Annotated in this window: 13 protein-coding genes and 1 tRNA gene; 9 read left to right on the forward strand and 5 right to left on the reverse strand. The window is 39.0% G+C overall.

All coding sequences use genetic code 11. The features are described from left to right. Positions 1–22 precede the first annotated feature (22 nt). Positions 23–1,486 (reverse strand): GEVED domain-containing protein, encoded by a 1,464-nt coding sequence (locus NAT51_RS13165; protein ID WP_250599355.1) that lies wholly within the window; start codon positions 1,484–1,486, stop codon positions 23–25. 272 nt (positions 1,487–1,758) lie between these two features. Here NAT51_RS13165 and NAT51_RS13170 point away from each other — a divergent pair, with 272 nt between their 5' ends. Both NAT51_RS13170 and NAT51_RS13175 read left to right on the forward strand, forming a co-directional pair. Then, positions 1,759–2,994, forward strand: coding sequence for a metallophosphoesterase (locus NAT51_RS13170; RefSeq protein WP_250599357.1), 1,236 nt, complete (start codon positions 1,759–1,761; stop codon positions 2,992–2,994). A 52-nt stretch (positions 2,995–3,046) separates the two neighbouring features. Beyond that, entirely contained in the window at positions 3,047–3,343 is a 297-nt protein-coding gene (locus NAT51_RS13175; protein ID WP_250599358.1) for a thioredoxin family protein, read from the forward strand. Here NAT51_RS13175 and NAT51_RS13180 read toward each other — a convergent pair. Together NAT51_RS13180 and NAT51_RS13185 are read right to left on the reverse strand one after the other, a co-directional pair. Further along, positions 3,340–3,984 (reverse strand): polysaccharide deacetylase family protein, encoded by a 645-nt coding sequence (locus NAT51_RS13180; RefSeq protein WP_250599360.1) that lies wholly within the window; start codon positions 3,982–3,984, stop codon positions 3,340–3,342. The two genes, NAT51_RS13175 and NAT51_RS13180, sit on opposite strands and share 4 nt — an antisense overlap. A 64-nt stretch (positions 3,985–4,048) precedes the next feature. Continuing rightward, positions 4,049–7,261 (reverse strand): DUF2723 domain-containing protein, encoded by a 3,213-nt coding sequence (locus tag NAT51_RS13185; protein ID WP_250599362.1) that lies wholly within the window; start codon positions 7,259–7,261, stop codon positions 4,049–4,051. A gap of 182 nt (positions 7,262–7,443) precedes the next feature. Between NAT51_RS13185 and NAT51_RS13190 the strand changes: the two genes are divergently transcribed. Together NAT51_RS13190 and NAT51_RS13195 are read left to right on the forward strand one after the other, a co-directional pair. Then, positions 7,444–7,514, forward strand: a tRNA-Gln gene (locus tag NAT51_RS13190). Between the two features lie 77 nt (positions 7,515–7,591). Next, on the forward strand, positions 7,592–8,356 hold the full coding sequence (locus NAT51_RS13195) for a hypothetical protein (protein ID WP_250599364.1): 765 nt from the start codon (positions 7,592–7,594) through the stop codon (positions 8,354–8,356). Between the two features lie 64 nt (positions 8,357–8,420). Here the strand turns inward: NAT51_RS13195 and NAT51_RS13200 are convergent, their stop codons facing one another. Both NAT51_RS13200 and fbp read right to left on the reverse strand, forming a co-directional pair. Beyond that, the gene (locus tag NAT51_RS13200) at positions 8,421–8,897 is read right to left on the reverse strand and encodes a hypothetical protein (RefSeq protein WP_250599366.1); all 477 of its coding nucleotides are present in this window, start codon (positions 8,895–8,897) and stop codon (positions 8,421–8,423) included. Then, complete coding sequence (gene fbp / locus NAT51_RS13205; protein WP_250599469.1) at positions 8,897–9,904, reverse strand: class 1 fructose-bisphosphatase; 1,008 nt, start codon at positions 9,902–9,904, stop codon at positions 8,897–8,899. Before fbp ends, NAT51_RS13200 begins: the two co-directional genes overlap by 1 nt. A 179-nt stretch (positions 9,905–10,083) precedes the next feature. Between fbp and NAT51_RS13210 the strand changes: the two genes are divergently transcribed. From NAT51_RS13210 to NAT51_RS13230, 5 genes are all read left to right on the forward strand, one after another. After that, the gene (locus NAT51_RS13210; RefSeq protein ID WP_250599368.1) at positions 10,084–10,905 is read left to right on the forward strand and encodes a M48 family metalloprotease; all 822 of its coding nucleotides are present in this window, start codon (positions 10,084–10,086) and stop codon (positions 10,903–10,905) included. 1 nt (position 10,906) lies between these two features. Then, positions 10,907–11,380, forward strand: coding sequence for a GNAT family N-acetyltransferase (locus tag NAT51_RS13215; RefSeq protein WP_250599370.1), 474 nt, complete (start codon positions 10,907–10,909; stop codon positions 11,378–11,380). A 68-nt stretch (positions 11,381–11,448) separates the two neighbouring features. Beyond that, entirely contained in the window at positions 11,449–12,699 is a 1,251-nt protein-coding gene (locus NAT51_RS13220; RefSeq protein ID WP_250599372.1) for an aspartate kinase, read from the forward strand. Between the two features lie 107 nt (positions 12,700–12,806). Continuing rightward, a complete protein-coding gene (locus tag NAT51_RS13225; RefSeq protein WP_250599374.1) occupies positions 12,807–13,433 on the forward strand; it encodes a hypothetical protein in 627 nt (208 codons plus the stop codon). Between the two features lie 145 nt (positions 13,434–13,578). Further along, on the forward strand, positions 13,579–14,136 hold the full coding sequence (locus tag NAT51_RS13230) for a hypothetical protein (RefSeq protein ID WP_250599376.1): 558 nt from the start codon (positions 13,579–13,581) through the stop codon (positions 14,134–14,136). The last annotated feature ends 4 nt before the right edge of the window (positions 14,137–14,140 follow it).

The raw sequence follows: 14,140 nt of genomic DNA on the forward strand, positions 1-14,140 counted from the left end.
CAGGTGTAAAAATGGACTTTACTTAGTTTTTGATTATGCTGCGGGTTGCCTGGTTACCGTTTTTAAAGTTGATTTTGACAAAGTAGATGCCGTTAGGGTAACCTGACAGATTGATTTGTTTTTCTTTAGTTTCGGCGATTAGCTGGCCCAGACTATTGTATATACTGACTGTGTTTATTATTTCAGTAGTTTCGATGTTCGCCCAATTGTTTGTTGGTACAGGATATATATTAAAAGCTGTTGCATTGAAATCATCATTACCGAGATTTTCCTGAATATTGATTGTATAATCTTCCACTTGTCCGTAGTAGGCATTCAGGCATGCATCGAATTCCCCTTCTTCATAGACATTCCATTGGTCTTTGATGATTCTCATTCTGGTTGTTCCGATTGTAGCATTAGCAGGTATTTCGATTGTTATTGCAGCTTCGACCGCATCAGTGCCTGTTGAAGGCATCAAGCTTGTGTGGTAATATTCGGTTGCCATGTCGAAAGTACCGTCATTATTCCAGTCCAAAAATGCCCTGATGTCATGTTCGAATTGTCCTGCCGTATTTCCTTTTACCGTCAATGTGTACGTATTTCCGCGCTGGACATTGCCAATAATCTGTGTGAAATCTTCGTACGCAGCCGTACCGTTTACCGATTCAGAAGTGATGTTGCTGATATCTGCAAAATTCACTAAAGTAAGCGGTTCCACATCATGGTCGACCGATACGGTGCAGTAGGATACCGGAGGGATGGTTTTCATGCAACGGAGAGATGCACCCTGCTTGCGGAAAGTACCGGCTGACGGATTTGCAATGGCATTGCTGTAGTATAAATGCTTGACATAATTGGGATTAGTGTTGCTTGTGGTTTTACTCCAGTAATAACCTCTTTGGCCCACAAATGAGTAGTTTCCCGTTGCATTTCTGGTACCACCTACCGTTAATTTCAGATTGCTGGCAAAAGCTTTGGCTACATTAGTTATTTCTTCATCAGTAATTAGCTTTTCCCAGTTTGCTTCGGTGGGAGTTGTCCAGTTTACTCCAAGTAATTTACAGGGGTCACATCCATTTTCGGCGGTTGCCGCAGCTGGTGTTGCCGCTTCCCAAGTATCAGACTGCAGGCTGCCAGACCACCAATCACCATAAAAGTCATGAGATCCTCCATTCAAACCAAATGGATTATTTGGATTCAATGAAGCAGAGGCGAGAGAAGAAGTCCTGTTTTGGTGTCCGTCGTCCCAGCGTCCCCACTGAAAACAGTCTCCATATGAATTTTCGTCAGTAGCTGCAATGGCTACATTTGAACTGCCCAGGTTTTGTTGAAGCCATACATTTCCGTCTTTCGCCCTTACTGTTGTGTATGTTACTGTCGTACCTTTGTAGTTAAAAGTTACCGAGCCTAAATCGCCCGGGTTGTTTCCGGGATCATTGGTGGTTTGTGCCTGTGAATGGCCATGTATCAGTAACATCGCCAGGAACGCATATTTTTTCATCATAGAATGTATAATTTTAGAACAGCAAAACTAGTTTATTTAGACTAAATAAAAATAATTTAGTATTCACTTTTGTTGAATTTTTATTTTTCCGGCAGTAAAAATTCAGAAGATTAAAAAAATGAATGTTCTTATTTCGAATGTGCAAAATAGAAGAGAGAAATTCAGCCTTTTTTTGTTTTCAGAAGTTTGAAATAATCAAATAGTTAAATTTTGATTAACAAAAACCTATTGTGTTGAGTTTCTTTGTTATTTTGTGTAAAATTTTTTGAAAAATGATGTTCCGTTTTCTCGTTATAGCTTTTATACTATTGCTTGTTGAGGTGTATTCCTATCAGGTAGTCAGAACTTTATTGAAATCCAAGTGGTTTCTTTATGGGTATCAGGTGTTGAGTTTGATTGTATTTGTGTATATTTTTTACACGATTTTCAATTATGACCGTAAAGTAGGCCAGACCCATAGAAGTTTATTTGCATTGGGATTGATGCTTACGATTTACCTTCCTAAGATTGTGATGACTGTTTTTATGTTTGGTGAGGATGTGGTGCGTTTAATTGCCGGTAGCATTAATTATTTCATAGAGTATGATAACAGTCCGGAATTTTTACCCTCGAGAAGGAAATTTGTGAGTCAGATAGCCTTAGGTTTAGCTTCTGTTCCCTTTTTATCATTGATTTACGGAATTACTGTTGGAAAATACAATTACAAAGTTATCAGGCAAAATATTTTCTTTCCTGATTTACCGGATTCTTTTGACGGTTTTACCATTACCCATATATCTGATATTCATTCGGGCAGTTTTGATAACCCGGACAAGATCAATTATGCGGTTGATCTGATCAATGAGCAAAACTCAGATATTTTATTGTTTACTGGTGATATTGTGAATGCCAAGGCAGAAGAGATGCATCCTTGGATTGATACCTTTAACCGTTTGACCAAGCCTTCTTTTGGGAAATATTCGATTTTGGGTAATCATGATTATGGTGCTTATCTGGAATGGGATTCGGAAGAAGCAAAGGCTAAGAATTTTGAAGAAATCAAAGATTTGCACCGTCAGATTGATTTTAAGTTATTGTTGAATGAGCATGTCAAGCTGAAAAAAGACGGACAGGAAATCTCGCTTGTAGGAGTTGAGAACTGGGGGAAGCATTTTGGTGAGATGGGAGATCTTGTAAAAGCATCAGAAGGGTTGACCGATAAAGATTTTAAAGTATTGATGAGTCATGACCCGAGCCATTGGGAAGAGAAGGTGCAGCATGATGATAAGCATTTCCAGTTAACACTGAGCGGTCATACCCATGGTATGCAGTTTGGTATTGAAATTCCGGGTTATTTTAAGTGGAGTTTAGCGCAGTATATGTACAAATGCTGGGCAGGATTGTATGAAAGTGCCGGACGTTATGTGTATGTGAACCGTGGTTTTGGATTTCATGCTTATCCGGGAAGAGTGGGTATTATGCCTGAAATTACGGTTATTAGGTTAAAAAAAGGACAAAATATAGCGTAATTTAGTAAAAACACTATATTTGTATAACAAAGTTTAATTAAAATAATAAACTATGTCAAAATTTGGAGAACTTATCAATGCCCAGGTCCCGGTTTTAATCGATTTTTATACCGATTGGAATGAATCTTCACAGTCGATGCATCCGGTAATTAAAGATGTCGCCGCTGCATTGGGTGACAGGGCCAAAGTCATTAAGATTGATGTAGATAAAAACCAGGAATTAGCCGAAGCACTTCGTATTAAAGGCTTGCCTACATTGATGATTTACAAAGAAGGGCAGATGAAATGGCGTCAGTCAGGAGAATTAGATGCCAACACTCTGATTACTTTGGTTCAGGATCAGATTTAATCTGATTGGACAGTAGCGAACACAAATCCTTTTTCTTTTAAAAACTTAATTGCTTTGGGTAGCGCATACTCAAGGTTTTTTCTTGCTTTTAGGCTATCGTGAAAAACGATGATGCTTCCGTTTTCTACTTTACGGGTAGCGTTTTTCAGGCAGTTTTCAGGCGTGACCGTTTTGTCGAAATCGGCAGTCAGAATATCCCACATGATTATTTTATAGCCTTGATTTCTTAGTTTGGCTGATTGTTTGATGGTGACTTTGCCATAAGGCGGGCGGAATAGTTTTGCTTTGGTTTCATTTGCGTTGCATAGGATTGAAGCTTCACATTGTTCAATATTTTGTAAATAAACTGATGTTTTTGTTTTCCATCCGTTAAGGTGATTGAACGTATGATTGCCTATAGCATGTCCGTGTTGGATTATCTTCCGGAAAATATCCGGATGGTTTTCAATGTTCTTTCCGATGCAGAAAAAGGTTGCCGGGATGTTTTCTTCTTTCAGGATGTTTAAAACCCATTCTGTGACTTCAGGAGTTGGTCCGTCATCAAACGTAAGGTATATTTTATTGTCCGGGTTGGGAATAGACCAGATTTGGCTTCTGAAAAGCCATTTGATTGTGTTATTTGTCTTGATCCAGTAAAACATACTGTAAAAATAAAGCTTTCGGTTTAACCCCGAAAGCTTTATTGAAAAACTATGTTTTTGTGTTTTATTCCAGCTCAAGGCCAAAGCGTTCGAAACGCTGTGCGAAGCTGTTGAAAGCCGGTTTTAATTCGTTGTAAAAGGCTATGTCTTTATTTTCTTTGGCTACTTCCAGTAAACCTCTGTAGCGTTCTACATCTGTAACGATATCGATACCGAAATCATTCTGCTCGACTGGTTTAAGCGATGCAAAATATTTCAGTTCATCCTGGTATTTAGCTACCAGGTCTCTTAATACTTTCTGTGCTTTCGCTTTTTTGCCCAGTTTGTAGTAATTGTCGGCCAAAGGATCAACAAGGCTGTAAAACTCATAGTAGTCCAATGGTAATTTTGCGATAGCCAGGTCTACCACTTTTTCTGCTTTGTCAAATTTGCCTTCAGCTATCAGGGCATTAGCCAGACGGTTAAAGTTAGTGCGGTATGAGATGCTGTTCTTTCTGGTTTCAGGATCGTGGTAGATATCGTTTCTTTCGCCGTTACCCCAAGTCCATTTCATAACATTGTTGTACATTATGTCTGTATCGATTCTTCCCATTTCGAAACTATAAGAGTCTTTTTCAAGAGGTGTTCTGATTGGAACCAAGCGGTAAATCATACCGTCCAGTTGTAAAAACTCCTTCATCCAGATGTAGTCGTCATCGGCAAAGGCACCCGGAGAGAAATAGATAGGTCTTTTCCAGTTGTTGTTTCTTACGATGTCCAGCATCATTAAGCGGTTTTTGTATAAGGCATCCCCTTTGATATCGATATCAATGTAAGGAACAATTGAATCATTGAGTTTGGTATTTACCACTTTGTTTGTGATAACTGCATTTTTGTCAACAGGGATGCGGATTTTGTTTGTCGGATAAAACTGGATCATGTGTCCGTTTCGCATTTCCACCAATGTTCTTGGGTCGTCGCTTGAAATGAAATTGAAGAATTCATTTACATTCATGCGTTCGTCAGTAGCCTTGTCAAAAATCAGATAGTCGCGTTTTTCACCCACATAATCTTTGTGTTTAAATGAAATTGGAACTGGGTCTGAGTCATGTGCTTTGCGTACCATGGCGTCTATATACCAGTCGGTCATTAATAAACTTGTGTTTACAATGCGTACATCGGTTCTGTATCCTTCGATTTCCTGTAAGTACCATAGCGGGAAAGTATCGTTGTCACCGATGGTAAATAAAATAGCGTTAGGTGCGCAGGAATCGAGGTAGGCTTTTGCCGAAGAAACGGCAGTGTATTTGTCTGAACGGTCATGATCGTCCCAGTTTTGGGTAGCCATCAATACCGGAGCAGCCAGTAAGCATGCTGTGATTGCTACCGGAGCAGCAATGTTTGGCGTGATGAATTTTTTGATATAATCATAGATGGCATACACACCAATACCGATCCATATAGCAAATACATAGAATGAGCCCACCAATGCATAATCGCGTTCACGAGGTTCGAAAGGTCTTTCGTTCAGGTATATTTTCAAAGCCAAGCCAGTAAATAAGAACAAAGCCAAAAGCACATAGAAGCTTTTCAGGTCTTTTTTTGCATGGAAGAAGAAGCCGATAAGACCTATGATAAACGGAAGGAAATAATATACATTTCTTCCTTTGTTGTTTTTCCAGTCGGCCGGAAGGTTTTTCTGGGAATCCAAGCGGAACGAATCGATGGCGTCGATACCACTGATCCAGTTACCGTCTTTTAAGTCAAATTCACCCTGTTTGTCGTTTTGTCTTCCTGTGAAATTCCACATCAGGTATCTCCAGTACATGTATCCGAATTGGTATTCGAACATGAACTGTAAGTTATCCATTGTAGTTGGTTTTTCCACAATAAGATATTGTCCGTATGTTTTCAGGAACTTATCGTAGTCTTCAAGTTCTAATTTTCCGGAAGCGTATGCAGCTTTGAATTCACTAACGATCTGAGTCATTTGATCCATTTCGTTTTCGTCTTCAAATGCTCCAGGGTTAATGGTAAATTCCAGCGGTCTTGTAAAGCGCATGTAGTTTACATTGTGCTCGCCGCTCCACATACGGGGCAGTATCGCTTTGTGGTTATCGTCGGTATTTTGTTTTCCGTTTTTGAAATTGTTTACAATAACGTATTTTCCGGTAGCGTAGTCACGCTCGTAGTTCGGTTTTTCGTCGCTGTATGGGTTGTTTTCGTCCAGACCTGCGTATGCATCAGAGAACTGGGGGCCGTAAAATAATTTTTGTTCACCGTATTGTTCACGGTTGTAATAGGCTAGAAGTTCGCGGGCATCCGAAGGTTTGTTTTCATTGATTGGTGTTTCTGCATTGGCACGTATTGGCAGCATTAGCCAAGTTGAGAATCCGATCAGGATAAATAAAACACACAGTAGAAGTGTATTGAATAAAACTTTTCCTTTTTCGCGGGTATATTTTAATCCGAAATGAAAGAAAGCAACCAATAAAATAGTGACAAAGATGGTTCCCGAGTTGAATGGTAATCCGATACTGTTTACCATGAAAACTTCAGTGGCACCGAAGAACGTCATGATCCAAGGTAATAATAACTTGAAAATGAATAATAATATTGAAACCACTACAATGTTGGCAATAATGAAATTTTTGATTGTAACCTGTTTGTAGTGTTTGAAGTAGTATAGGAATCCGATTGACGGAATTGTTAATAAAGCCATGAAGTGAACTCCGAATGAAAGTCCGACTACCAAAGCAATTAATAAAAGCCATTTGTTGCTGCGCGGCGAATCCATTTCCTGTTCCCAGCGAAGGCCAAGCCAGAATAGTAAAGCGATAAGGAAAGTGGCCATGGCGTATACTTCGGCTTCCACGGCGTTAAACCAGAAGCTGTCAGAGAAGGTGAAAGCCATAGCTCCAACGAAAGAACTTCCTAAAATTGCAATTGAATTCGTTTTGGTTATTTCGGTTACAGCTACTGTTATCTTTCTTAATACTATAGTTGAAGACCAGAACAAGAACAGAATGGTAAAAGCACTGGAGAATACAGACATCATGTTGACCATTAATGCTACATTTTCTTTTCCGATGGCAAACATTGAGAAAAAGGCACCGATCATTTGGAACAAAGGAGCTCCGGGTGGATGTCCTACTTCAAGATTGGCTGCTGTAGCGATATATTCGCCACAATCCCAGAAACTCATGGTAGGTTCAACGGTCAGGGAATAAACTAAAAGAGCGATAAAGAAGGAAGCCCATCCCAGAATGGTATTCCACTTATTGAAGTTGAATGACATAGAATTTGTATTCGTTTTGTAATTTGCTACACAAAGAAACTGTTTTTTTGTCTAAAGAAAAGGTTAAAAATATTTTTTTTACTTTTTTTTAAAAAAAACTTGCGGAATTGAAAAAACGTTGTAAATTTGCACTCGCAATAAGGAATTAATGCCGCCGGTGTTAAGAAATTAAGCAAAAAAATTGGTCCATGGTGTAATGGTAACACTACGGTTTTTGGTGCCGTCTTTCTAGGTTCGAGTCCTAGTGGACCAACAAATAAAGCTCTGAGAAATCAGGGCTTTTTTGTTTTTTATATATTTTTTATATTTGGGTTAGCTAATTCGAACAGTATGAAAAAAATAAGTATACTGATTCTCTGTTTTTTATTGTTTTCCTGTAAGGAAGAAAAAGCTGAAGAAAAGACAGAGGTGAAAACTGAAGAAGTATCTGCTGAGCAACCGGTTTTGAAAACGTATAATGGTTTTTTAAACGAATCTATTCCCTTTTTTATGCGTCTTGAATATTCAGATTCCGGAGTGAGCGGGGAATATGAATATGTTAAAGTGGGTAAGGTTGTCCGTTTAGAAGGTTATTTGGAAAAAGATTCGTTGTTTTTGAAGGAATTTGATGAGAAGAAAAATCATACTGCTACATTTAAAGGAGTTGTTTCAAAAAACCGTTCCGAAGTTTCCGGGAAATGGTTCTCCAATATAGCGCCTCATGTTTATGTGTTTAAAATGGGAGAAGGGAAGAAAGTCGTTAAGCGCAAGGAAGAAGTTGTTTTGGAAGGGGAGTATGAGAGTGCTTCTTATAGTGAGGGTGATGATGAAGTAGATGAAGAAGATGGAGATGGTGGTTATGTCGCTACACTTTCGATACGAAAGGAAACAGATACGAAGTATTATTTTCAGATTTTAGTGGGGAGTACTAATTGTACCGGAGAAGTTGATGGTTATTTTGTGATTGATGAAAACGGTATGGGCAGGTATTCGTCAGAGGATTGCCGGGAACTGGTATTTAAATTCGGGAAAAATAAGGTAGAAGTAACGGAAAGCGACTGTGGCCTTCATGGTATGAGTTGTTCGTTTGCCGATACGTATGTAACGAATAAATAGCATGTATTTTTGATGAAAATAAAAAAGGCCTTGATATTATCAGGGCCTTTTCTGTATAAAAGATTTACAACCATTGTTTTTCTACTCCCGTTGCATCCAGAACATCGATCTCAAGAATAAACCTCATTTTTTCGGCTATCCGGAAAGCTTCTTCTTTGTCGTTGGTTTTGAAAAAGGTGATGTGTTTGTTTTTGTTGTAGAATACATTCAGCAGGATTATATCACTGGTGACGGATGTACTTGCTGTAACCACGGTAATTGTTTGTTTTTCTTTTGTTTTGAAAACAGAGACATAATCAAACTTCGGACACGGAATCCACTTTCCGAATTTTAATCTGAATAAGGATTTCATATTCCGGTAGGTTTTGTTGTCCAAATTTATTTCAGAACCTTCTTTGGTTATCAATCCCAAGCCTATTGCGATAAAAATAGAACCCATGAAGATGTTTTGGAAAAATCCCAAAATTCCTATTATCAGCACGAGATATCCGAAAATCCTCTTGGGTAAAGGTGTTTCTTTTAAGTAGGTTATAATGCTCATTATTTATTATTTGTCATAAACTCTTCTGCCTTTTCGACCATGTTACGGCTTCCGCAAAAGAAAGGAACGCGTTGGTGCAGTTCAGTAGGTTGTATTTCCATGATGCGGCTGTAACCGTCAGAAGCTTTTCCGCCTGCCTGTTCGGCAATAAAAGCCATTGGGTTGCATTCGTATAACAAACGCAGTTTTCCTTTAGGAGCTTTTGAGCTGGTCGGGTAAAGGTAAATTCCTCCTTTGATCATGTTTCTGTGGAAATCGGAAACCAGACTTCCGATGTATCTTGAAGTATACGGACGGTCACCTTCTTCTGACTGACAATACTTGATGTAATCTTTTACACCTTGTGGGAAATGCACATAGTTACCTTCGTTGATCGAGTAAATTTTTCCGTCTTCTAAGTATTGCATGTTCGGATGTGAAAGGTAAAATGTTCCGATAGCCGGGTTTAAGGTAAATCCGTTAACGCCATGGCCGGTTGTGTATACCAGCATGGTTGAGGTTCCGTAAATCACATAACCTGCGGCCACCTGATTGACTCCGGGTTGCAGGAAATCTTCCAGTTGTACCGGTGTTCCCAGAGGAGTAACCCTTCTGTAAACAGAAAAGATGGTTCCTACCGAAACATTTACATCGATATTCGAAGAACCATCCAAAGGATCCATTAATACGACATATTTGTTGTTGTGGCTGTTGTCTGATCCGGCAACCGTAATGAAATCGTCATTTTCTTCTGAGGCAATTCCGCAAACGATTTCCCTGTTGATCAGGGTTTGGATGAAAACTTCATTCGCGTAAACATCTAATTTCTGTTGGTCTTCGCCCTGAACATTCTGATCGCCTGCCGCGCCCACGATGTCAACTAATCCGGCCTTGTTTACTTTGTAGTTGACCACTTTTGCGGCTAAACGGATCGAGTTGATAATTCTGGATAATTCACCTGAAGAGTATTGGAAATCATTTTGCTTTTCGATGATAAATTCACCAAGGGTTTTATTGCGTTCTTCCATGTAAGAAATCGTTGTAGTTAGTCCCGCAAATATCATCATTTATTTTCAAAGATCCGGCATACTTGTTTTCTAATTTGCACGTTTTCAAAAAGAGAAGTGAATTAACAAAAAACTTGCAAACAGGTTGTTTTTATCACTTTAAGTTATTTTATCTTTGTTATTCAATAAAAAATACAATCATGGAAACTAAAAAGATATTCTGTTCTGTTCTGTTATTGGGATTTTGCTCGTTGCAGGCCCAGATTAATTTAGGAGAAAAAGCGCTAGGAGCTTTGCAGAAAGGCGTTACCAGTTTTACATTCAGCGATGAAGATGCGGCTAAATTATCGAAAGAAGCTGTAGATAAAATGGATAAGGAAAATGTTGTGGCGGGACCTAAGGATCCTTATACTATCCGATTGAACAAACTGTTCGGTAAGCACAAAAATGAGGGCGGACTGGTTTTGAATTATAAAGTCTATAAAGTGAAAGAAGTTAATGCTTTTGCAACAGCAGACGGAAGTGTGCGTGTTTTTTCAGGCTTGATGGATATTATGGATGACAATGAGTTGCTGGCGGTTATCGGTCATGAAATCGGCCATGTGATTAATCATGATTCGCGTGATGCTATTAAGGCAGCTTACCGTAATGAAGCTCTTTTGGATGCGGCGGGTTCTTCGTCAGACAAAGTGGCTAAAGTGACTGACGGGCAATTGGGTAAAATAGGGGCGGCTTTGGTAAACAATGCCCACAGCCGTAAGCAGGAAAGTGATGCCGATACCTATTCGTATGAATTCATGAAGCGTAATAAATATAATGTGAATGCGGTGGAATCTGCTTTTGCCATTCTGGCGAAACTGAATGAAGGAGCAGAATCCAATATCATTACCAAGATGATGAGTTCGCATCCTGATCCGAAAGACAGAGCCCAAAAAGCAAAAGAAAGAGCCGTGGCTGAAGGATTGTACAAACCGTATGTTAAGATTGTTCCTAAAAAAACGACTGCTAAAAAGAAAAAATAATATGATTATCCGAAAAGGAACCCAAAATGACATGGCCGATGTGCTGGAGCTTATCCGTGAACTGGCTATTTTTGAAAAAGAACCTGATGCTGTTGTGATTACGGTTGGGGATTTAGAGCGTGACGGATTTGGAGAAAATCCTTTATTCCAGACTTTCATTGCTGAAGAAGCCGGAGAGATTATCGGTATGGCATTGTATTACTACCGTTATTCGACCTGGAAAGGAAGAACCATCCATTTGGAAGATTTGATCGTAAAAGCAGATAAGCGCGGGACAGGAGCCGGTTTTGCCCTGTACCAGGAAATTATCAAGCAGGGTAAAAAGGACAATGTACGCCGTATTGAATGGAATGTGCTGGATTGGAACCAGCATGCCATAGATTTTTATGAAAAATCAGGAGCTGTGGTTCTTGATGACTGGAGTGTGGTTCAAATGAGCGAAGAAGGAATCAGTGCATTCCTGAATAAATTATAAATATTAACAACAATCAAAACCATGAGGCTTCGGTTATGGGGCCGGCGTGTTTTGAAATTTAAACAACTATGAGAATTTTTAAATTTGGAGGAGCTTCTGTGAGAGATGCTGCCGGTGTGAAAAACGTTTTTGACGTTCTGCAAAAAGTAGGTTATGAGGAAGTATTATTAGTAGTTTCCGCAATGGGAAAAACTACGAATGCTTTGGAAGTAGTGATAAAGAACTATTTCGAGAAGTCTTCCCAGTTGAATGCATCGGTTCAGGAAATAAAGAAGTACCATAACCAGATTCTCCTTGATTTGTTTGAAGAAGAACACGAGGTTTTCCTTGATGTGCGTGACCATTTTGCTGACCTGGAGTATTTCTTACGCAGTAACAAATCGCCAAATTACAACTTCGTATATGATCAGATTGTGAGTTACGGGGAGATTATTTCCACTACCATCGTGAGTCACTACATGAGTTCGCAGGGAATTAAATCCGAGTGGATTGATGTGCGCAATTATATTAAAACCGATAATACATACCGTGATGCCAATGTGAACTGGGATACTACCCAAAAAGCCATTGCCAAGATCGCTAAAAAGAAATCGTTGTTTGTGACCCAGGGATTTGTAGGTGCTGATGAAAACGGATTTACGACTACTTTGGGTCGTGAAGGTTCAGATTATACCGCGGCTATTTTTGCTTATTGTTTAAATGTTGAAAGCGTAACGATCTGGAAAGACGTTCCCGGAGTTATGAATGCCGATCCGCGTTATTTTGAAAACGCTACCCTTTTAAACCAGATTTCATACCGTGAAGCCATCGAGCTAGCTTTCTACGGTGCTAGTGTAATCCATCCGAAGACGTTACAGCCATTACAGCGAAAAGAGATTCCTTTGTATGTGAAATCCTTTATTAATCCTTTATTGCCAGGAACGAGTGTTTCAAAGGGCGAAGATTTAGAGCCGAAATTGCCTTGTTTTATCGTGAAGAAAGACCAGTTGCTGATTTCATTGTCATCTATTGATTTTTCATTTATTATGGAAGAGAACATTAGTGAAATTTTCGGATTGCTTCACCAGCACAAAATCAGAGTAAGTTTAATCCAAAATTCGGCTATCAGTTTCTCTGTTTGTGTGGAAGATAAATTCGGAAACTTTAAAGAATTGCATAAAACGCTCGCGAAGAAATTCAAAGTATCTTACAATGAAAACGTTTCGTTATATACCATCCGTCATTTTGATGATAAAGCCATGAAAATGGTGGAACAGAACAAAACAGTTTTATTACGTCAGATGAGCCGTGAAACACTTCAGGTGGTAACGAAAGAATAAATAATCGATTAACGGTTTATTTAGTCGGTAATTAGCCGGTAAAAATGAATTTTTGGCATATTTTTAGTAGTAATTTTATAATGTAAAACATTTAAAAACAGATTATTATGAAAAAAATACTGACATTAAGATTGTTTTTAACTGGATTTTTGTTAATCCAAGTTGCTGTTTTTGCACAGAATGAAAAAGTAAAAATTTTTCAGAGCAAATCGGATGATGCCTGTTTAATTGTATTTCCGAACAGCCCGGAACCTTTAATGGTTATGACCAGCAGTACCGGTGGTTGTACCGTAGTGAAAACCATGGCGGCAGATGATTGGACCGAAATGTCGAGTTCCACAGTTGTTACCACTTGTGTTGCAGAGCCAAAACCGGTAGCTGAAGCTGTTACCAGAGGAGTGAAATCACCAAGAGATGCTGCATCCGGTTTGGCTACAGGAAAAAGACAGCATAAGCCTATTATGTTGAGTAGTCTTACATTGGATGCTTTGGATCCTGATTCAGACGGTGACGGTATTGAAGTTTATTCTTTTTCATGGGGTATGTCGAATGCGGGAGCGATGAGTTCCGGTGCATCCGCTTCCAACGGAAAAAAAGCCGGATATAATGTGAAAGAGAATGTGAAAAGAACAGTGTCTCCAGGTGGTGGCTGCTGTAGTGACGGTGTTTGTACCGTAACTGTTTCCGTTGATAAGAAGCATACAAAATCAGGACATGTGACATTGCTGAAATAAAAACACAAATCCGGTTGTGTTTCAATCCATCAGAGGATGAATGCACCGTTGAATACTTGTATTTTGTAGAATAACCAATTGATTTTGAGTTTTTTACTTTAAAATTCCTTATATTTAATTCGCTTAAATATTTACCAGAGGATTTATGAGAACAAAATTCAGATTCTATTGGTTATTTTTTTTCATCCTGTTGGGCTGTTTTGACTGTTTTTCACAAGTTAATGATCGGAGTATCAGGATTTTTGAGAAGAAGAAAGTAGAAAATCCGGTAGATGCTTCCTCTTGGAATGACCATCTTTTGGTTTTTCCGTCTCCTGATTCTTATTTGATGGTAGAAATTAATGACCAGAAGTCCTGGATTGTTGATGTGGTCAATTGGAATGAATGGGTTGAATTGCCGGAAAACACGCTGGTGATGATACAACCGGTTGCCATAGGCCGCAGATCGGAAGTTATTCCGCTTCATAAAAGGGATTATAAGCCTTTCCTGCTTTCCAGTTTTACATTGAATTCTTTTGCCAAAGAAGATTTTGAATCCAATATGTTTTCACTTTCCTGGGGTATTGCGGAAAACGGCGTCATCAGTGCGCAGACATCCAAAAAAATCATTTCCAATAATTGCTGTACCAACGGAACCTGTTCGTTGATTATTTCCTTCAATAAGAAGAATTCCAAAATTGAGCACATTACACTTCCCAATTGAATTT

The organism is Flavobacterium amniphilum (genome assembly GCF_023634845.1).
GTDB lineage: Bacteria > Bacteroidota > Bacteroidia > Flavobacteriales > Flavobacteriaceae > Flavobacterium > Flavobacterium amniphilum.